The following is a 21,440-nucleotide window of genomic DNA, read 5'->3' as shown; positions in this document are numbered from 1 at the left end:
GCAGCGGTAGCTTGTCACCGCGCATGTTTCCCATTCTGAATTTTCCACAAGCTCCTCTCAGCAACATTTTCGCGGATCTCGCCGTAGGCCTGAAAGCCGGCCTTACGGTAATTACTCCCAATCGACGCCTCGCGATCGCGCTTAAACGCGAGTTCGACGAATGCCAGGCCGCCCGGGGAATTGCGGCCTGGCATGCCGCGGATATCCTCCCGTTTTCCACATTCATTGAACGTCTCTACGAAGAGGCGTTTTATTCCGGGCAGGCGCCTGAATTACCGGTGCTCCTCACCCCCGCTCAGGAACAGATCCTGTGGGAAGATGCCATTCGCCGTTCAGATACCGGCGGAGACTTGCTTGCCATCGGAGCAGCCGCGCGGCTTGCGCGCGAAGCGTGGCAGCTTGCCAATGCGTGGCAACTCGTTCCATTGCTCAAGAATTTCTCCCTCAATGAAGATTGCAAGGCATTTCAGGATTGGTCCCAATGCTATGAGAAAACAACCCGTCGGGCGCAACAGATTGATCGTACGCGTCTTTGCGACCTGGTAAGCGAATTATGCGAATATGCGGTGGTCAGCAAACCGAAGCGCTTGGCTTGCTACGGTTTTGATATCGTCACACCGCAGCAGGCGGCGTTACTGATTAAACTTGAGAAGGCGGGTTGCGAAGTGATGCGGGTGAAGCCGCAGCTTCAGCTGCGCAGCGGCAATGCGGGGCGCGTGGTATGTGACAACAGCGATGACGAGATTCGTCGTGCGGCGGTGTGGGCGCGGGCGCGAATCGAGGCTGATGGTACCGCCCGCATTGGTGTTGTCGTTCCGGAGTTTTCGAAGTATCGCAGCGCAATCACGCGTATTTTTAGTTCCGTGATGGAACCGGATGTCCAGCAATCGCTGCCAGGCACCGCCAGACGCATGCTGCCCTTTAACGTATCGCTTGGCATGGCTCTGAGTGCTTATCCACTTGTAAGCGCAGCTTTCCTGATACTCGACCTCAGCGGGCGGGAAATGGAGTTTGCGCACGTCAGCCTTTTACTCCGTTCGCCCTTCCTGGACGGGGCTGAGAGTGAAATGGTCGCTCGCGCGCAACTCGATGCACAGTTGCGCAAGCGCGCCGAGCCTATGATTACACTCGAACGGCTGCTCCTCCTGATTGAACGTGACGAAGGCGAAGCAAACTGCCCGATCCTGGTACAACGGTTGGCGGCTCTTGCTGAATTCCGCAAGGCAGCGCTATCCCGTCTACAAACCCCCTCAGCATGGGCGAGAGTGGTTTCCGAAGCCCTGCGGATTGCCGGTTTTCCTGGCGAGCGTGTCCTAGACTCATCCGAGTATCAGATACTGGAAAAATGGCATGAAGTTCTTGCCGACTTTGCCACGCTCGGCAGCGTAGTGTCACGCATGGGATATAGCGACGGGGTATCGCGTCTCCGCCGCATGGCTGCGGAAACGCAGTTCCAGCCCAGGACACCAGACGTTCCGATCCAGATACTTGGCGTGCTCGAGGCCGCGGGCATGGGGTTCGATTATCTTTGGGTCATGGGGTTGTCCAATGACATATGGCCATTGCAACCAAGTCCGAGTCCGTTTCTGCCGATTGAGCTACAGCGGGCCGCGAGTTTGCCACGGGGCTCGGCGGTCGCGTCAATGGAACTCGCGCAGCGCTTTACTGACGCGTGGCTGTCGAGCGCGGATGAGATCATTCTCAGTCATTCGCGACACGGCGATGATCACGATACCCGTGAACTTGCACCCAGTCCGATGATCGCAAACATCGCTGTCCGCGAACTTGTATTGCCTGTTTACGCCAGCCACCGTGATCTGATTCATAATGCGGGCCGGCTTGAGCGCATCACTGACGACAAGGCACCGGCAATTGACCTGGCGCTTACCGGAATGAACAGTGACGTCAGCGGCGGCACGGCGGTGATAAGAGATCATGCCGCTTGTCCATTCCGCGCGTTGGCAATGCATCGATTCGGCGCCGAAAGTATGAGAACTCCTCATACGGGGCTTGATGCAATGGAGCGCGGTACGTTGGTGCACCATGTGCTCGCACAGGTATGGAACGAACTCAAGACCAAAAGTAGGCTGGATACCATCAGCGATGACAGTCTTGAATCATTGCTCATGCACGCCGCGGATAAGGCGATCGCGCGCGTTCAGCGGGAACGCCCAGACACGCTTTTGGGGCGTTTCGCGGAAATTGAGCGCCGGCGCCTGGTGCGGCTGGCGCGTGCATGGCTTGACGAAGAGAAAGCGCGTGGCGGTTACACAGTCATCGCGATTGAAGACAAGCGCAGCATCGACATCGGGGGGCTCCGGTTGTCGACATGTCTGGACCGCGTAGACGAATTCGGCGACGGACGCCGCATCATCATCGATTACAAGACTCGGGCGCCATCCGTGAATGCCATGCTTGGCGCTCGCCCAGAGGAGCCGCAACTGCCGCTGTATCTCGTCGCCGCCGAGCCGGCTGCCGTCGCGGTGGCATTCGCGCAGGTCAAGATGGGCGACACGCGATTCGCTGCCCTTGTACGCGATAGCGATGTGCTGCCTGGCGTGAAGATGCTGCCCGAGTCGCGCCTGGGTAATCGTTACCGTTCATGGGAGGAGCTGGTTGGCGCCTGGCGCACCGATCTTACTCGTATCGCAATCAGTTTTTCCAGCGGTGATGCCCAGGTTGATCCCAGGGAATTTCCGCATACGTGCCGTAATTGTGATTTGCGATCCATCTGCCGTATTGATGAGCGAATGGAGACCCTATTTACCGGGCAGGAGGATGAAGAGTGAGCGCCGCCCCGATTGTGCCCGACACTCCCGATCTCGCCGAGCGCCGGCGTGTGCTCAATCCTGAATATTCCTTTATCGTTCAGGCGCCTGCCGGTTCCGGTAAAACCGGACTTCTGATTCAGCGTTACCTCGCGCTGCTTGCGTGTGCCGATGAGCCGGAAGAGATCGTTGCGATTACGTTTACCCGCAAAGCTGCGGCGGAGATGCGCGAACGGGTGGTTGGGGCGCTTGTGGGGAGCGACAACACATCCGATCCCGCCAAAACCGCTGAAACCGCACACGAAAAACTCACCCGCGAACTTGCCGATGCCGTCTTGCGGCGAGATAAACACGCTGCCTGGCATATCATCGAGAATCCGGGGCGGTTGCGCATTCAAACGCTCGATTCGTTGTGCGCGTCGCTAACGCGCCAGATGCCGATACTATCGGAATTCGGTGCGCAACCGGAAACAATCGAGGACGCATCCGATTTATATCTCGAAGCCGCGCGCGCAGCCATTGGTCTGATGGAAGGCGACGACGCGGTGGCGCAGGACATCCAGCACCTGCTGGAACATCTCGACAACGACGTGGCTCGCGTCGAAAGCCTGCTTGCCGAAATGCTGGCGCGCCGCGACCATTGGTTACGCCATGTTCATGGCAAGGATCGCGATGAACTGGAGGCGGCATTGAAGAATACGCGCCACGCGGTGCTGAAGCGCCTCTGTGGTTTATGCGGACGCTATCCGGTCTCGGCACAAAGTGAATTGGCGGGACTGGCGCAGTATGCCGCCGGTAATTTAGCCCTTGGGGGAGGGAAACCGTCATTTGCACCGTTTGAGGGGCTCAATGCAGGCGTTGAGCTGCCCGGCGATGACGAACGGGATGTTGCCGTCTGGATTGCCATTGCCGATCTGTTACTCACAAAAGAGGGGGCCTGGCGGAAGCAACACACGGTCAGCGATGGCTTTCCGCCCGGCGGCACCCAAGCCGAAAAAGCAATCGCAAGGTTATGGAAAGAAAGGGCGCTTGTGTTGATGGGTCGGCTTGTGGCCGATGATGGGGAGGCATTGCGCCATGCGTTACGTGATATTCGTCTCTTGCCGCCACCGGCTTACACCGAAAAGCAATGGGAAGTGCTCGGCGCGATCACGCGGTTGCTGCTGCGCGCCGCCGGACAACTCAAGCTCGTATTCCAGTCGCATAACAAGGTGGATTTCACGGAAGTCGCGCAAGGCGCCTTGCGTGCGCTTGGCGAGCCGGAGGCGCCCACTGATCTTGCACTTGCGCTCGACTATCGCATTCGGCATCTATTGATAGACGAGTTCCAGGATACATCGATCAGTCAATATGAACTGGTCACCAAACTCACCGCCGGATGGGAACCGGGAGACGGCCGCAGTGTGCTGGTGGTCGGAGATCCGATGCAGTCCATCTATCGTTTTCGCGAGGCGGAGGTTGGATTATTCTTGCGTGCCCGTGCGGCGGGGATCGGCAACGTTATCCTGCATCCCGTTTCTCTTTCCAGTAATTTCCGGTCGCAACGCGGTATCGTGGATTGGGTCAACCATGCTTTCGACCAGGTAATGCCGCAGCAGGAGAATATCGCGCTCGGTGCGGTTCCCTATACGCCATCGATGGCGACGCATGGCATGCTTGCCGGTGCGGCAGTCAGCGTACATCCGTTTTTCAATAATGACCACCCAGCCGAGGCGGCGAAGGTGGTGGAAATCGTCATGCAGGTGCGGCGTGATGATCCGTCTGCCACCACGGCAATTCTAGTGCGCAACCGCAATCATCTTCACCAGATCGTGCCCAGGCTCAAGGAAGCTGGAATCAGGTTCCGGGCGATCGAAATCGAGGGGTTGGGCTTCCGGCCAGTGGTACAGGATTTGCTGGCACTGACGCGCGCGCTGGTGCATCCGGCGGATCGCCTGGCATGGCTTGCACTGCTGCGCGCGCCATGGTGCGGCCTTACACTTGCGGATATCCATGCGCTTATTTCGGCAGGCGCAGCCGCTATTCCTGACAACGCGGGCGATCCGCCCGATGTTGAGAAAGGGAGACGAAGCATCAAGGCAAATAATCGAACGATATGGGAGTTGTTCAATGACGATGCGTGTATGGCGGCACTTTCCTCCGATGGCTGCGCCCGGTTGCTGCGTGCGCGCGACGTGCTGAGGAATTGCATGGACAATCGTTGCCGTCAATCGCTCCGGTTGACCGTGGAGGCGGCATGGCTTGCGCTGGGAGGTCCTGGATGTATCGAAGATGCGACAGATCTGGAAGACGCTGTGGTCTATCTTGATTATCTTGAAGCGCATGAGGAGGGTGGAAGTGTTCCTGTACTTTCCACCTTGGAAGAAGGACTTGCCAAGCTCTATGCGTTACCTGACCTGAAAGCCGACGATACGCTGCAGATCATGACCATCCACAAGGCCAAGGGACTTGAGTTCGACTGCGTAATCATACCCGGTCTCGGCCGATTGCCGCGTATCAGCAACAAGCAGTTGTTTCTATGGATGGAACAGCCGCGTATCAAACTGTTCGCGGGGGAGTCAAATGAAGGAAGCGATTTATTGCTTGCACCCATTCAGGAAACGAATGCGGACGCTGATCGCATCTATTCCTGGTTGGAAAAACTCGATGGTGAGAAGGAGTGTTTTGAGGATGAGCGGCTGCTTTATGTTGCTGCGACGCGCGCCAGACAGCGCCTGCATTTGCTTGGCAGCACGGGTGTTGTTTACGATGGTGGAGGGGGTTTCAAACTAAAGCCTCCCGCCGGCAAAACATTGCTGAACAAGATTTGGCCTGTGGTCCGGCCAGCTTACGCAGATGCAGCAGCACAAATAATAGCTTCGGATATGGGTTCGGTCGCAGAGGGAGAAGAAAATAGGAAAGAGAAAAAGCCCTCCGTCGACCAATCGTTACATCGTCTTGTTTCCAACTGGGCGTTGCCAGCCGCGCCGCCATCGGTGCGGTGGAACGCGCAGCGGGAAATGACGCCGGTGAGCGGCGATATCGAGTATTCATGGGCGGGTGAAACGGCTCGCCATATTGGAACTATCGTGCACCGCTGGCTGCGCCGTATCGCCGAGGATGGAGTGGAGAATTGGAGTATGGCGCGGATTCAGATTCTGCGGGATACTTTCAAACGTCAGTTGATTGCATGCGGTATGGATCGCAATGGCAGCGATACCCATACAGCCGTCGGACGCGTAATAATGGCACTCGCCCACGCGGTGACCGATAAGCGCGGGCAATGGTTGCTTGGACCGCAGCAGGATGCCTACAACGAATTGCGCATGACAACAGTTATGGCGGGCGAGCACAGGGATCTCATTATCGATCGCACCTTTCTTGATGCGGAGGGTCAGCGCTGGGTTGTGGATTACAAGACAAGCAGCCATGAGGGTGCCGATGTGGAAGGATTTCTTGATCGTGAGCAGGAGCGCTATCGGCTTCAATTGGATTGCTATGCAGGACTTATGCGCATAAGCACTGAGGGGCGGGTGAGGCGAGGGTTGTATTTCCCGTTGTTAAGGGGATGGCGGGAGTGGGGCGGTGAAGGATAGAGCCCAACGGATGGGATCAATGAAACCTCCAAGTTATTCGCAAGTATCAATAAACGATTGTTGTTGGATGGCGGGATAATCATGCGACTGCTATTGTATGCGTTCGGGTTTCTTTCAATCGCTGGGAGCGCACCAGCCATGGCCGAGCCGTTGCGTCCGGAGATAGAAACCTTTATCGGTGAGATGGTGGCACGGCATGGATTCGAGCAGGCCGGGCTTGAGAGTATTCTTGGTGCGGCGCGGTTTCAGCCCGCCATCATTGATGCAATTTCACGCCCGGCAACTTCCAGACCATGGTATGAATTTCGTCCTATTTTTGTCAACCCACGGCGGATTGCGGGCGGCGTTGATTTCTGGAACAGCCATGCCGGAACGCTGGAGCGGGCGCACAGGGAATTTGGTATTCCCGAGGAAATCATCACTGCGGTGATGGGTGTGGAAACCATTTATGGCGCTCAGACCGGTAAACACCGTGTACTGGATGCATTGACGACACTGGCATTCGACTATCCGAAACGCGCCGGATTTTTTCGGGACGAGTTGGAGCAGTATCTGCTGATGGGACGTGAGCAAGGTGCGGACGTGCTTAATATCAGGGGCTCCTATGCAGGCGCGATTGGTATTCCACAATTCATGCCCAGCAGCTATCGGCGTTACGCGGTGGATTTTGACGGTGACGGTAGAATCGATTTATCCGGAAGCATGGCGGACGCAATAGGCAGTGTCGCGAATTATCTGAAGAGCTTCGGCTGGGAGGCAGGGCAGACGGTGGCAGTTCCTGCCCTGGTGAATGGCGAGAATTATCGCAATGCTTTATTCTCAGGAAGCAAGCCACTGTATACATTGCAAGAAATGCGGAAACTGGGTGTCATGACGCGGGCGGATATTCCCCGCGACCGTCCGGTCACGCTGGTCGAGCTGGCGAATAACAATGGAAACGAGTATTGGCTGGGTTTTAACAATTTCTTCGTTATCACGCGCTACAATCGCAGCGTACATTACGCCATGTCCGTATGGCAATTGGCGGAAGAGATTCGTGCGGCACGGAATTCCGGTTCGCAATAAACATTCCTCCCCGTGCCATGGCATCGGCAACGCATTTCTATTCTTGACGATGTGCTGCCAGTCGTTTTTCTGAAAGAACAGACGTACAGGATACGGCCCTCTCGGCATTATCTTTTCCGGTTATCTCCCGTATCCCTGCTCTCCTCATAAGCCTTCAGTTTCATATTCGTTCATTCCATAGTTGCCTTTTCGCAGATCCGCCAGGAATTCTGCCCGTTCGTTGAGAATTTTTCCGGAAAGGGAGCTACCCCGCGCAATGCTATCAACGGGGCGAGCCAAGTTCACACACATCAAATACATTCGGAATGAAACAGATTTCATTGCCCCTGGCAGGGCAGCGCTTCAAAGCCGTAAATCTTTTATTTGAGTGTCTGCCATCGCACGGACGTCCTGAGTCAACTATTACATTATCACCCGCTCGGTGTTGAGAAACTATTTTCGTATCGCACTGATCCTTGAAGCCGCAGCTGAAGCATTTATTTTTAATATTATAGGAGAATGAATCATGCCCACGACCGGAAGCACCACCTCAGGAAAGACAACCATGCGTAGCACAGCCACACGTACGACGAAAAATGATGCGATCAAACTCCTGACCGAGGATCACAATAAGGTCAAGAAATTATTCAAGGAGTTTGAAAAACTCTGCAAAAAGAATGATGAGGGGGGAAAGGAAGAACTTGCGGCCCAGATCTGTAAAGAATTGACCGTGCATGCGCAGTTGGAGGAGGAAATATTCTATCCTGCAGTGCGTGAAGCCATTGATGATGATGAGTTGATGAATGAGGCGATGGTGGAACATGGATCGGCTAAGGACCTGATCTCACAAATCCAATCCATGGCAGCCTCGGATCCGATGTATGACGCTGTCGTCACCGTGCTGCGTGAGTATATTAACCATCATGTGGAAGAAGAGCAGAATGAAATGTTTCCCAAGGTGAAAAAGTCGGATATGGATCTTGAGGAGGTTGGCCTCGAAATGGTCGAGCGTAAAAAAGTATTAGTAGAGGATTAAAAGAACCGAAACTCTTCTTCAATATATATATCCCGGTTGGTTCCGCCCTTGAACGAATAGCTTCTCTGGGCGGACAGCAGTAACGAGAATTTCTTAAATTTACCTTCGCAGGAGACAAACATGAGTTATGAAGATCGCGATACCTACGGTATGTACAAAAACTACGATGAAAAAGGCCCTGGGCCTCGATTAATGGGCGCTGACACGCTCGTCGGAAATGATGTCTACAATCATAAGGATGAGGACTTGGGCGATATCAAGGAAATTATGCTGGACGTGAACAGCGGGAGAGTCGCTTATGCAGTGTTATCTTTTGGCGGTTTTCTCGGCATTGCCGATAAGCTGTTTGCCGTGCCCTGGAGTGCGTTGAAACTCGATACCGTGAACAAGCGCTTCCTGCTTAATGCGGATAAGAAGAGCCTCGAATCTGCCCCCGGATTCGATAAAGACAGCTGGCCGGATATGGCGGATCCCACTTGGCAAGACACGATCCATTCGTACTATGGAACCAAACCCTACTGAAGATGGTTCAAACCCCATCCGGTACGGTTATTCGGTGAGCGATCGTAAGTGCCCGGGTGTGAAGCTGTGGCTGCCATCCGGGGTACTCGCCCGGTTGGATGGAGATCTTTGATGACATCCCCCAGATTTATTCAGGCCGTTGCGACACACGGCGCATTGCGAGCGTGAAACACCAATCTCCATGTATTCAATGCTGTAGAGAGGATACGGCCAGCACGGAATCCCTGGTTCAACGGGGATTTACCGTGCAAATGAGCTTGCAAGACAGCGCTCCTTCGATACTCCTCGTTACGCGTGCTTGCAGAAGCTAGTTAACATGTCCGCCGGCGATTGAAGCGCCTACCCGCGAGGCCAGCTCCATCGCAAATCGCTGAAGCGTTTCTGCTTCGTCCAGGCCATCCAGAAAGTGCCGGGGTATTCCCGATAACCCGACTTGGGCTCCGACGAGCGCACCGGTCAAAATAGCGCGGGCTTGATTCTCGCCACCGCCATTGATGGCGTGGAGCACAGCCGATTCAAAATCATCCGGAAAGCGGCTAGTGAGATGGTAGGCTGCGGGAAGCTGGTGATAAATGGCGCAAGTCATGCCATACACGACAGAGACTTTCCATGCAGGCTCTATACGGATCTCGGGGTCCAATGCGGCCGCGGCTACATAGGAAGGCGTGAGCAGGGCATCCGGAGAGACGAAATATCCGCTTTCCCGCGGAAGGTCCTCCTGAGGCGGCTGCATGTCTGTATGCGCCATCGTATGGAATGGCAGTTTTCCCGCTCTTGCCAACCGCATGAGCTTGCCGGAAAGGCTCTTGTTGAGCTTGTGCCCTTGCACCAGGAGGCCCAATACCGCCCCATACGCGACAGTCAGGGTAACCACGGTATCGTCGATCTGGGTAAGCCGCGTATTGCTGGAGATGGCGGCTGCCAGTTCCTGCGGCTGGAAAGCATAGCGAACCGCCAGGGCGAGCGTCCGTCCTATCGCTTCGGTGGTGTCGGCCTGCCCACCTACTTGTCCCCAAGGCAGGTTCCGCTGGATGCGCTTGCGCCAAGCGTCGCGGATCGACTGCTGGGTATATCCGCCCGGGCCGTTTACGGGCATGCCGTTGAGCAACGGGAAGATTTCCTCATCCATGCGCCGGCAGAAATCCGCTTCATCATAGCCGCCGCGCTCGATGAGTGAACAAAGCATGAGCCGGAGAATGATGCCGCTCTGAGAGAGCTGGCCCGCTTTGAGCTCGCTATGGTAGCGCCCGGGCTTGGGATCGGCATAGGTCGTGATCCAGTCGCCGTAGTCGTGGCGGAGCACCGCCAGGTCGTAGTACCAGTGAGGCCCGAGGCCTAAGGCATCCCCGATAAAGGCGCCCATGATGGCGCCGGCGGCGCGGTCCTGTATGGCGGGGTCGGACATGTTCTGATCCTCCTCTCGGGGTTAATTTCAATTATCTACATAAATCTTTTGCAGGCCCGTCTGGATTGCGGGATTACGATGCAGACTGGCTGAATGCAACCACGTGATCGGCTTCCAGTCTGATGCCTATTTTTTCACCGATGGCATGATTGTGGTGGCTGGGTACCAGCGATAGCGCGGTGCTGCCACCGGGCAGGCGAAGCGTGTACAAAATATCCGCACCGCGGAAAGCCTTATGTACGACTGCCGCTTGAATGGGACTGGTATCATCGTGCACGATGTCATCCGGACGTATCAATACATCGACGGGATGGCCCTTTACACAGAGTTGGCAATCCGGTTTACATTCATGCTGGAACTGCCCCGTCAAAATCCCCAGCTCTATCTCCACATGGCGCGGGTCAAGTATCTTGCCTGAAAGGAATACACCCTGCCCGATAAAATTTGCGACGAAACGGTTGGAAGGTTTGTGATAGAGATTATAGGCCGTATCCCATTGCTGGATTTCACCGCGATGCATGACGCCAATTTCATCCGCAATGGCAAATGCCTCGTCCTGATCGTGGGTCACTAACATAGCCGTGGCGTTCTGGCTCTTGAGGATATCGCGTACTTCCAGGCTCAAACGCTCGCGCAACGTGACATCAAGATTGGAGAAGGGCTCGTCCAGCAGCAACAAGTCAGGGCGCGGGGCCAGGGCGCGCGCCAATGCCACGCGTTGCTGCTGGCCACCGGAAAGTTCGTGCGGGTATTTTGCCGCCGCATCGATGAGCCCCACGGTTTGCAGCAATTCGGCGATGCGCGAGTCGCGACCGGTTTTCTGCATGCGGTGGAGACCAAAACCGATATTGGCCGCGACGGTCAGATGGGGAAACAGCGCATAATCCTGAAATACCATGCCGATATGCCGCCGTTCCGGTGGCATACAAAAGCCAGCATTGCTTACGATTACGCTATTAACCAGGATTTCTCCAGCCGAGATGGGCTCGAATCCGGCGATGCAGCGCAACACGGTTGTTTTACCGCACCCGCTTGGTCCCAGCAGGCAGCCGATTTGCCCTTTCCTCAGCGTGAGCGATAAATCGTTTACGACGACTTGTTTGCCGTAGGCATGCCGGATATCCCTGAGCTCAAGCAGTGCGTTCATGACAAAGGTATTTATTTCTCTGTTTGCCGCACGAGCAATATTATCGGCAGCAGACCCGCCAGCACGAGCGCCACTGCAGGTAACGCGGCCTGCTCCCATGCCCCTTCCGAAGTCATCTCGAAAATTCTCACCGCCAGCGTGTCCCAGCCGAAAGGCCGGGTCATCAAGGTAATGGGCATCTCTTTCATCACATCCACGAATACCAGGGCGGCAGCGGTAAATATTCCACCTTTCAGTATCGGTAAATGTACGCGCCGCAGCATCGTCCATCCATTCAAACCAAGTCCCATCGCGGCTTCATCGATGCTGCCGGTGATACGTTGCATGGCGCTGTCTATTGGACTATGACTGACCGCAAGAAAACGCGTAATATAAGCGATCAGCATGGTGAAGAGGGTGCCCTGGATCAATAGCCCGGTTTCTATATTAAAGAATTGCATGGCCAACTCGCTCAGCCAGTTATCCAGCCAGGCGACCGGGACGAAAATTCCTACCGCCAAAACGGCGCCAGGGAGGGCGTAACCAATCGTGGCGATGCGCACTGCGGCATGAGTAGCCGGATCGGGGTGACGGCGTGCCGCATATACCATAAGCAGCGCGACGGAACAGGTAAGCAGGGCAGCGAGTGAGGACAGCAGCAGTGAATGCCCGAGAAATTCCAGGTAGCGCTGGTCGAAGTCCTGAGCGAAAACATCTGCCGCCCAAACGCCTAGCTGCGTAACCGGCAACAGGAACGAAAGGAACAACGTGCCGGAGGCAAAAAAGACCAGCAGCCATGAGCGCCAGCCGGTGAGTGGGATACGATTAACTCGCCCACTTTGCCTGGTTTCAGCATAGCGCATACGCGAGCGGAATCGTTGCTCCACGATGATCATCGCAAAGACGATCACAATCAGTAACGAGGCAAGTTGCGAGGCAGCTGCCAGGGAAAACATTCCGAACCAGGCCTTGTAAATGGCGGTGGTGAAGGTATCGTAATTGAACACCGCTACCGTACCAAAGTCCGCCAGGGTTTCCATAAGCGCCAGCATTACACCTCCTGCTATCCACGGTCGGGCCATGGGCAGTGCCACCTTGAGAAACCCTTGCGTGCGATTAAAGCCCAACGATTGAGCAGCCTCCAGCGACCGCCTACCCTGGGTGAGGAAGGCATTGCGCGCGAGCAAATAGACATAGGGATAAAATGCCAGAATCATGACAGTAATGACGCCCATCCTGCCGCGCACGTTGGGAAACCATGAGAGTTCCGGTCCCAGCCAGGCGCGTAGCGTAGTTTGTACCGGGCCAGTGTAATCGAACAACCCCAACGCAACGAATGCGGTGACATATGCGGGGATGGCGAGCGGCAGTAATAGCGCCCAGGAAAAGAACTTTCGCCCCGGAAATTCACACACCGCGGTAAACCATGCCAGGCTGACCCCCAACAGCACGGTGCCGGATGCTACGCCCAGGACGAGCCAAAATGTATTAACCAACAGACTGGCCAGCGTCGTTTCGACCAGATGCTGCCAGATATCGCTGGCGGGCGCAAAAAATGATGAGATGACGGTGCCAACAGGGATCAGCACGAGCGCAGCCATCAGGAAAGGGATTAGACGCCAGCCTGATGAGGAGCGATAAGTGGAGCTTAAAAATCCGGAAAACCCGTATCTCGTGGTAGTATTGTTTACCGTTGAGTTCAGCGTACTACCTTTCACCCCTTATGCCTTATCGATAACCGGACCGGTCCATCAGTTTCACCGCCTCTGCTTGCAATTCACCGGCTTTGGTCACATTTACCGGGTTTTGTTTGAAGTTGCCCCAGGCCGCAACGGCAGGATCGGTTTTTACCTTGGGATTCGCGGGGTACTCCATATTGATATCGGCAAACAGATTTTGGGCTTTTTCCGATGAAAGGAACTCAAGCAATTTGATCGCGGCGGGTCCATTATGGGCATAACGGGTAACGCCAGCTCCCGAGATGTTCACATGAACTCCGCTGCCCGCCTGATTGGGCCAGAAAATCGCCAAAGGCAATGTGGGATTCTTTTCCATCAGGCGGCCATAATAATAGGTGTTGGCCAGGGTAACGTCACATTTCCCGGCGGCGACGAATTCCATCGCCTTGGTGTCATCGGACAAGGGATCGGTAGCTAAATTGGCGACCCAGCCTTTTACGATTTGCTCGGCCTTCGCCTCGCCTGATTCAGCGATCATCATTGCCACCAGCGACTGGTTGTATACTTTCTTGGAAGTGCGTAGACACAAGCGTCCTTTCCACTGGGGTTCGGCCAGCGCTTCGTAGGTAGAAAGGTCGGCAGGTTTCACTTTTTGTGTATTGTAAATAATGGTGCGGGCGCGCACCGACAGACCAAACCACTGTTTCTGGGGATCTCGCAGATAAGCGGGAATGTTGGCTTCTAGTGTTTCTGACTCTATGGGTTTCAATAATCCTTCCCGCGCAGCTTCCCATAAATTACCCGCATCCGTAGTGATCAGCATGTCGGCGGGGGTATTCTTTCCTTCCGCCTTCAGGCGCGCGAGCAATGCGCCTTCCTTATCGGTAACGAATTTCACGTCGATACCGGTTTCTTTGGTAAAAGCATCAAACATCGGCTTGATGAGTTGCTCGATCCGTGCCGAATACACAACAACTTGCTCCGCGTGAGATACACTGGCGCCAAACAGAGTGACACAGCAAAACATTGCGGTAAGATAGCGATCGATGCAAGATCTCGACATTTTTTATTTACTCCGGATATAAGTAGCAGGACAGGTCACAATCACCCATTATAAATGATAATAATTATCAGTGAAGGTTTGCATTAATATACCATGGATAAACCTCAACCAATCTCCTCTCGTCACCGCTTGCAAGAGCTTCTCGCGATACCCGAGCGACAACGTACGGAAGCCCAGTGGGACGAGATTAATGAACTCGAAATCACGCTGACTCCCGTCAATCGAGCAATATCTTCAGAGCGAGGTAACCGGCGCCCAGCCGCCGCGCCCCCCGATCAGTTTAAGCTGCGCGATGGGGTGCAGAATAAAAGGCCGCCGAAAAAGCTTCGCAAGAGACCGCCCAAAGGAGGAGGATCGGGAGGAGGGGCACCATAGGACCTGCCGCTTAAACGGCCGGCAAATCCAATCGGGTTGCGCTTGCTACCCGACCTGCAATTCTGATGATCTGTTGATCATCACCTTTCAAAATATTATTGGGGGAAATATATGCAACTTACAACGACACCGAGCATAGAAGGGAAGCGTATCACCCGATATTGTGGTGTCATCGCTGGCGAAGCAATCCTTGGTGCCAATCTGTTCAAGGATCTTTTCGCGGGAATCCGGGATCTGGTGGGAGGACGCTCCGCAACCTATGAGAAGGAGCTTCAGCGAGCCCGCGAAATCGCGCTTGAAGAACTACGTCAGCGCGCCCAGGATCTCGGCGCAAATGCGGTGATAGGCATCGATATCGATTACGAGATAATGGGTAAGGAAAACGGCATGCTAATGGTTTCCGCCAGCGGAACTGCGGTAGTGGTCGAGTAAGCTCGACCAACCCGACTATCGCGGGCAGCCGTTTCCTCTTTCATTTGGAAAGTATCGGCATGGACAAGCCGGCCATGCCTACCATGGAATCGTTTGACCGTCATAAGCAATGAATTTTCCTGAATCAGCCCGAGTGAGTTGACTGATGACATGTCGCATGCCGGAGACGCTTTGTTCCGTGGAGATCAATGCATTCAGGCCGCCCATATCGGTCTTTACCCATCCAGGATGCAATACTACCGCAGTGACACCGGCTGATTTGAGATCGATGGCCAGGCTCTTTACCACCATATTTACCGCCGCCTTGCTTGAGCGGTAAATATAACTGCCGCCACCGCTGTTGTCCGCAATACTGCCCATTTTACTGCTGAGGGTGATGATCTTTTTTTGACTGCCGCGGGCGATTTGGGGAGCAAATGCTTGAGCCATTTTTAGCGGGGCTATAGTATTGACGAGAAATGCGTGCATCCATGCTTCCTGATCGATGTTGTCATCCTTGTGACAGGATGTATAGATACCGGCATTATTAAGGAGCAGGTCGATGGATTCGTTAACGAGTGATCGCGCCAATTTCTCAATCTGCGCATGGTCCCCTACATCAAGTTTGTGCACGGTGATCTGCTGAGGAAATTCAGCCGCCAATGTATTGAGCGCATCGGATTTCTCCGGATGACGAGTGCAAGCGAAAACACGCCAGCCATCCACGGCATATTGTCTAGAAAATTCCAGACCAATCCCGCGATTGGCGCCTGTGATCAACGTAGTTTTCATATCTCTCTCCTTATGCACATGCCCATGGTTTGACTTTCGTTGTGACCCGATACTCGCTTATTATGTAGAAAAAATTAACTTGATGACAATAATAGGAGTGAAAACATGACTCAGCGAATCGCATTGGTCACCGGCGCGTCCAGCGGTATCGGCCGAGCTACGGCATTGCTTCTTGCGGAAAATGGCTATTATGTGTTCGCCGCGGCCCGGCGCATGGACAGGCTGGAACAGATACGTTCCGATGACATTGAACCCATCGAGCTGGATGTTATCGATGAAGACGCCATTTGCAGGACGGTAAATCACGTCATATCGACCAAGGGTCGGATTGACGTATTGGTGAATAATGCAGGTTATGGTCAATTGGGCGCCATCGAGTGTGTTTCGATGGAAGCGGCCCATCGACAGTTCGAGGTTAATGTTTTCGGGTACGTGAGATTCATGCAGGCGGTCTTGCCGCATATGCGGGAGCAGAAGTCAGGGCGCATCGTAAACATTACATCGGTCATGGGCAAGATATCAACGCCGGGGTTTGGCTGGTATGCGGCATCCAAGCATGCTATAGAAGCATTGACCGATGCCGTGCGAGGCGAGGTGATGGAGTTCGGGATCGATGTCGTGCTTATTGCGCCAGGTTTGATCAAGACCGAGTTTGTACCCAAGCAATTGGAACTACTCAAAACTGTCGCACATCCGACTGCTTATCAGAAAATTATTACAGGCCTTTATGCGCTTCTGGTTAACGAACCCACATCACCGGGTCCAGAAATCATTGCGCAGGCGGTACTTGATGCCACTAAAAACTCCAGTCCGCCGGTGCGGCATGCCCTACCCTTGGATGCGAAGATGGCCGTAGCCGCCCGGTGGTTGTTCGGCGCTCGTCTTTTTGCCTGGGTAATCCGGCGTCAGATGAAATTCTGAAATGATATGAACAATTCCCGATATACCGGCAGTTATTCTGCCCCTCCTAAATCAAGCAAGTGTCCGGTCTTGGCTGAGGACTATGCCACACATAAAATCCTCCATGAAAGGATAATGCTAAATTGAAGAATGAGCGGGTCAACCACCGGATCTGAGATCAATCTCTTGGCGCTTCCTTCGTTGCAGAAAAGAGATCCCATACGGCGATGAATAGTGCCGCAATCACCGGACCAATGACGAAACCGTTCAGACCAAAAATGACCATACCCCCGAGTGTCGAGATAAGGACCACATAATCGGGTATCTGCGTATCCTTGCCGACAAGTATGGGCCGGAGAACATTATCGACCATTCCAATCACCAGCACGCCAAAGGCGATGAGGGTTATGCCCTGCCACAGGGCTCCGGTGAGCAGAAAATAGATTGCCACCGGTGCCCAGATCAGCCCGGCACCCACCGCGGGCAACAAAGATAAGAAAGCCATCACAAAACCCCATAGCAAGGCTCCTTGTATACCCAGAAACGAGAATATTACACCGCCCAGGGTGCCTTGCATCGCGGCCACGGCAATATTGCCCTTCACCGTGGCACGAACGACGGTGGTGAATTTGCTGAATAAATGCCGCTTGTGTTCTACGCTTAGCGGAATCGCTTGCTTGATCCTCGCCGACAGAACGGCACCGTCTCTCAACAGGAAAAATAGCAGATACAGCATAATGCCGAAACTGATGAAGAATTCAAACGTATTCTGCCCCATGTTGAGCGCCTCCGTTGCAATGAGCTGGCTTCCCTGCAACGCGCCATTCGATAACATATCCTTCATCCCGGAAATACTCGTGAGTCCCACGCTATCCAGGAAATTGATCATCCATGATGGCAATGCACCCATGATTTGCTGAAAATAGGCACCGAAATTCAGTTCTCCCGACTGGATACGCTGATAGATGGTGACGCCCTCCCGCAGCAGCGAAGCCGTAATCAATGTGAACGGAAAAATCACCATAATCAGACAAAGCAGCAGGGTAGTGAGCGCCGCAAGATTCTGGCGCTGGCGCATGAGGACGAGCAGCCGACGATAAAACGGCGTAAATATTATGGCTAGAACGGACCCCCAGAATACCGCACCGAAGAAGGGCAGCAATATCCATCCGAACGCCAGGGAGACGGCGATCAACATGAGCAGGAAGGTTTTTTGCTGAAGGTCCGGGGAATTCATCTAAATCCAAGGATGAAGGGAAAAACTGCATTTCATTGAGCTTGTGCAATCCTACCTTAACTTGGCCGCCGGCTGGGTAGAGAAATGAAAAAAGTGAGAGGGCGTTGCGCGCAGGGAAGCTTCCCAGTCGAGCTAAAGTAGTTCAAGGAAGGGCGACAATAGCGTATGACTCATGCGAATTGCAGCGGTATGCTATTGTTTTGGGCAGACCGGTGAAAACCGGCCATTGCCACTAAAGAACGTAGCAACACCACCCCGCCGCATTAAAGGCGGTAGCCATTATCTCGGCTGGCAATTTTCCCTACTTGCCCAAGATACGACAGAGGTTGTCTAAGCGATAGAAATTTTACGATGAAAAAATAAATAATTTCATGTGAAAATTTCAGCACCAAATAACTATCGTCCAAGCCCCAAAGTCATATAAGAACTACATTACAATGAACCACCTGTTTAGAATTCCGAAGAGCGATATCAGGCCGAGAACCAATACTATGAGGGTTACCAACGTTTTATCCGTTTTCATCGCCATTTCTCCTTCTCAAATTGACACACTTATAAAGAGTACATTCAAGTTAGAAGCATAACCATAATATCAGTATGGTTAAGTGACATGCAAATATTTACTTACCCAGGCGATCCATGGGGATGCGAGATGGCGGTGAGGCGGATTGCGGGACGGCTTGCCGATTGGAAGAAGAAGTCTATGGGCCTGGTCTATGGATCTGGCACGCGGCGAACATGGGGTAGGCCAACCGCCATCCGCATCACCCGAAAATACCGGTATTTCGATAAAGGCGGGCGGAGTCTTCGTTGAGTTAGGGGTGGTCCGAGAGGGATGGCGTTATCAGTGGATAAGCTTGGAATGATGTTGATGAATATCTCAACCGGATTTCAACAGTGCGTCCATCCCCGCCTGTGCAATTTGCGCATCTTGATTGGATCTCACACCGCTGACTCCCACAGCGCCAATGAATTGACCGTTCATCGTGATGGGTAAACCACCTTCGATGGGCAGGGTTCCAGGTAAGCCGAGATAACGGATGCGTCCTTCGGTGACGTGTTCTTCCCATACCTTGGTGGGACGGCGAAAGGCAATGGCGGCGCGGGCTTTCTGTATTGCCACTTCGATGCTGCCGAACTGGGTATGGTCAAGACGTGAGAGATGAAGAAGGTGACCGCCGTCGTCGACAATAGCAATCACAACCGGCCAGTCATTGCGCCGGGCTTCTGTTTCCGCGGCAGCGGCGATCTTTTTGGCGTCGTCGAGGGTAAGGGTAATTCTATTATCCATAAAAGTGGCCCGGTAGATGAAAAATAGATGGTAAGTGCGGCGGCTACCCGCAATTGCAGCAAAAACAAAGCACGCCGGAATTATCGGGCGTGCTTCGTGAAAACAATGCAAGTTATATCAGCGGTACAATCAATAATGCGACGATATTCATGATCTTGATGAGCGGATTGATCGCAGGGCCGGCGGTGTCTTTATAGGGGTCGCCAACGGTGTCACCGGTTACGGCGGCCTTGTGCGCCTCCGAACCCTTGCCGCCGAAGTGGCCATCTTCAATATATTTCTTCGCGTTATCCCAGGCTCCGCCACCCGCGGTCATGGAGATTGCCACGAAAATACCGGTAATGATGGCGCCAATCAGTACTCCGCCCAGAGCCACGGGGCCCAGCATGAGACCAACGATGAGGGGTACTGCCACGGGCAGCAATGAGGGCAAAATCATTTCCTTGATCGCGGCCTTGGTTACCATGTCCACCGCCCTGGAATAATCCGGTTTGGCGGTACCTTCCATGATGCCGGGAATCTCCTTGAATTGGCGGCGCACTTCCACCACCACTGAACCGGCAGCGCGGCCGACCGCCTCCATCGCCATGGCACCGAACAGGTAGGGAACCATGCCACCCAGAAACAGGCCAATGATCACCATGTGATCGGATAAATCAAAGCTAACCGATTTACCACCACTCGTAAGCGCATGGGTATAGTCGGCAAACAGCACCAGCGCGGCCAGACCGGCGGAGCCGATGGCATACCCTTTGGTTACCGCCTTGGTGGTGTTACCCACTGCGTCAAGCGGATCGGTGATATTGCGCACCTCCGGTGGCAAGCCGGCCATTTCCGCGATACCGCCGGCATTGTCGGTGATGGGACCGTAAGCGTCCAGCGCCACGATGATCCCCGCCATCGACAGCATCGAAGTCGCCGCAACAGCAATCCCATACAGGCCCGCCAGTTCGAATGTACCCCAGATAGAAAGACAAACGACCAGCACCGGCGCGGCAGTGGATTTCATGGACACACCCAGACCGGCGATGACATTGGTGCCATGACCGGTGCTGGATGCTTCCGCGATATGCTGAACCGGCGTATATTCGGTGGAGGTGTAATACTCGGTAATCCATACCATGGCGGCGGTCAGCGCCAGCCCTATCAATGCGGCCAGATACAGGTTCATCGAAGTAACCAGCTTGCCCTCGATCATTACACCATCACCGAGCATGATGGTCGTGATGGGATAATATGATACTGCCGCCAGTCCGCCCGCCACCGCCAAGCCACGATAAAGCGCATTCATGATCTTTCCGCCTTCACGTGCCTTGACGAAATAGCAGCCGATGATGGATGCGATAATGGAAACTCCTCCCAGCACCAGCGGGTAGAGCGCCGCATTCGGACCGGCATTGGTGATGAGCAGGCCACCCAACAGCATGGTGGCGATAATCGTCACGGCATAGGTTTCGAACAGATCGGCTGCCATGCCGGCGCAGTCACCCACATTGTCACCCACGTTGTCGGCGATAACCGCCGGGTTGCGTGGATCATCCTCCGGAATACCGGCTTCAACCTTCCCCACGAGGTCGGCGCCGACGTCGGCACCCTTGGTGAATATGCCGCCGCCGAGACGGGCAAAAATGGAAATCAGCGAACTACCGAAGGCAACGCCCACCAGCGCATGCGTGGCTTCCGATTCAGTGGCGCCCATGCCGATAAGCACGGCGAAGTACCCGGCCACTCCAAGCAAACCCAAGCCCACCACCAGCATGCCGGTTATCGCGCCGCCCTTGAAAGCCACATCCAGCGCGGCGTTGAGCCCCTGCGTGGCGGCTTGTGCGGTACGTACGTTGGCACGCACAGACACGTTCATGCCAATATAACCGGTTAATCCTGACAGAAAAGCACCGAGTGCGAAGCCGACAGCGGTCTGCCAACCCAGAGCCAAAAAGATGGCCATCAGCAGGATAACGCCGACGATGCTGATGGTGGTGTATTGGCGATTCAGGTACGCGGAAGCTCCTTGTTGAATCGCAGCGGCAATGTCGCGCATGCGCTCATTGCCGGTGGGCAGACCCACAATCCATTTTATCGAAATCACTCCGTATACAAGTGCCGCCATCGCACAACCGACTGCGATGATTAAACCATTAGCCATTAAAATCTCCAGTTAAAGTCAGACCAGCTGAAAACACATACGAAATTCCGATCCCGTAATTCCGCATTAA

16 protein-coding genes are annotated in these 21,440 nt (G+C 54.3%); 8 read left to right on the top strand and 8 right to left on the bottom strand.

The annotated features are described in order from the left end of the window. Positions 1-23 precede the first annotated feature (23 nt). From SQ11_RS00150 to SQ11_RS00130, 5 genes are all read left to right on the top strand, one after another. Positions 24-2,789, top strand: coding sequence for a PD-(D/E)XK nuclease family protein (locus tag SQ11_RS00150; protein ID WP_041512121.1), 2,766 nt, complete (start codon positions 24-26; stop codon positions 2,787-2,789). Continuing rightward, on the top strand, positions 2,786-6,343 hold the full coding sequence (locus SQ11_RS00145) for an exodeoxyribonuclease V subunit beta (protein ID WP_052493887.1): 3,558 nt from the start codon (positions 2,786-2,788) through the stop codon (positions 6,341-6,343). The genes SQ11_RS00150 and SQ11_RS00145 overlap by 4 nt, the downstream gene beginning before the upstream one ends. A gap of 81 nt (positions 6,344-6,424) precedes the next feature. Then, complete coding sequence (gene mltB, locus SQ11_RS00140; RefSeq protein ID WP_041512120.1) at positions 6,425-7,408, top strand: lytic murein transglycosylase B; 984 nt, start codon at positions 6,425-6,427, stop codon at positions 7,406-7,408. 505 nt (positions 7,409-7,913) lie between these two features. Then, positions 7,914-8,423, top strand: coding sequence for a hemerythrin domain-containing protein (locus SQ11_RS00135; protein WP_052493886.1), 510 nt, complete (start codon positions 7,914-7,916; stop codon positions 8,421-8,423). Positions 8,424-8,543: 120 nt separating this feature from the next. Continuing rightward, positions 8,544-8,945, top strand: a complete 402-nt coding sequence (locus tag SQ11_RS00130) for a PRC-barrel domain-containing protein (protein WP_041512119.1) — start codon at positions 8,544-8,546, stop codon at positions 8,943-8,945. Positions 8,946-9,252: 307 nt separating this feature from the next. On the opposite strand, the gene SQ11_RS00125 is transcribed toward SQ11_RS00130, so the two are convergent. The 4 genes from SQ11_RS00125 to SQ11_RS00110 all read right to left on the bottom strand — a co-directional run bounded on the left by SQ11_RS00125 (position 9,253) and on the right by SQ11_RS00110 (position 14,218). Further along, positions 9,253-10,350 (bottom strand): ADP-ribosylglycohydrolase family protein, encoded by a 1,098-nt coding sequence (locus tag SQ11_RS00125; RefSeq protein ID WP_041512118.1) that lies wholly within the window; start codon positions 10,348-10,350, stop codon positions 9,253-9,255. Positions 10,351-10,423: 73 nt separating this feature from the next. Continuing rightward, entirely contained in the window at positions 10,424-11,497 is a 1,074-nt protein-coding gene (locus tag SQ11_RS00120; protein WP_041512117.1) for an ABC transporter ATP-binding protein, read from the bottom strand. Positions 11,498-11,508: 11 nt separating this feature from the next. Then, the gene (locus tag SQ11_RS00115; RefSeq protein ID WP_041512116.1) at positions 11,509-13,077 is read right to left on the bottom strand and encodes an iron ABC transporter permease; all 1,569 of its coding nucleotides are present in this window, start codon (positions 13,075-13,077) and stop codon (positions 11,509-11,511) included. 127 nt (positions 13,078-13,204) lie between these two features. Further along, positions 13,205-14,218, bottom strand: a complete 1,014-nt coding sequence (locus tag SQ11_RS00110) for a Fe(3+) ABC transporter substrate-binding protein (protein ID WP_041512115.1) — start codon at positions 14,216-14,218, stop codon at positions 13,205-13,207. A gap of 93 nt (positions 14,219-14,311) precedes the next feature. On the opposite strand from SQ11_RS00110, the gene SQ11_RS00105 reads away from it, so the two are divergent. Together SQ11_RS00105 and SQ11_RS00100 are read left to right on the top strand one after the other, a co-directional pair. After that, positions 14,312-14,593, top strand: coding sequence for a hypothetical protein (locus SQ11_RS00105; RefSeq protein ID WP_041512114.1), 282 nt, complete (start codon positions 14,312-14,314; stop codon positions 14,591-14,593). Positions 14,594-14,704: 111 nt separating this feature from the next. Further along, a complete protein-coding gene (locus tag SQ11_RS00100) occupies positions 14,705-15,025 on the top strand; it encodes a heavy metal-binding domain-containing protein (RefSeq protein ID WP_041512113.1) in 321 nt (106 codons plus the stop codon). Between the two features lie 78 nt (positions 15,026-15,103). On the opposite strand, the gene SQ11_RS00095 is transcribed toward SQ11_RS00100, so the two are convergent. Further along, complete coding sequence (locus SQ11_RS00095; protein WP_041512112.1) at positions 15,104-15,796, bottom strand: SDR family oxidoreductase; 693 nt, start codon at positions 15,794-15,796, stop codon at positions 15,104-15,106. A 105-nt stretch (positions 15,797-15,901) separates the two neighbouring features. On the opposite strand from SQ11_RS00095, the gene SQ11_RS00090 reads away from it, so the two are divergent. Then, on the top strand, positions 15,902-16,717 hold the full coding sequence (locus SQ11_RS00090; protein WP_041512111.1) for an SDR family NAD(P)-dependent oxidoreductase: 816 nt from the start codon (positions 15,902-15,904) through the stop codon (positions 16,715-16,717). Between the two features lie 157 nt (positions 16,718-16,874). On the opposite strand, the gene SQ11_RS00085 is transcribed toward SQ11_RS00090, so the two are convergent. The 3 genes from SQ11_RS00085 to SQ11_RS00075 all read right to left on the bottom strand — a co-directional run bounded on the left by SQ11_RS00085 (position 16,875) and on the right by SQ11_RS00075 (position 21,370). Continuing rightward, positions 16,875-17,933 carry an AI-2E family transporter gene (locus SQ11_RS00085; protein ID WP_041512110.1) on the bottom strand — a complete coding sequence of 353 codons (1,059 nt, stop codon included), beginning with the start codon at positions 17,931-17,933 and terminating at the stop codon, positions 16,875-16,877. 880 nt (positions 17,934-18,813) lie between these two features. Beyond that, on the bottom strand, positions 18,814-19,224 hold the full coding sequence (locus tag SQ11_RS00080) for a heme-binding protein (RefSeq protein ID WP_041512442.1): 411 nt from the start codon (positions 19,222-19,224) through the stop codon (positions 18,814-18,816). Between the two features lie 112 nt (positions 19,225-19,336). Further along, positions 19,337-21,370, bottom strand: a complete 2,034-nt coding sequence (locus SQ11_RS00075) for a sodium-translocating pyrophosphatase (RefSeq protein ID WP_041512109.1) — start codon at positions 21,368-21,370, stop codon at positions 19,337-19,339. Positions 21,371-21,440 lie beyond the last annotated feature (70 nt).

Source organism: Nitrosospira sp. NpAV (assembly GCF_000832065.1).
Classification (GTDB): Bacteria; Pseudomonadota; Gammaproteobacteria; order Burkholderiales; family Nitrosomonadaceae; genus Nitrosospira.
Note: the sequence above shows the minus strand (reverse complement) of the source record. Positions and strands in the feature narration are given on the sequence as shown.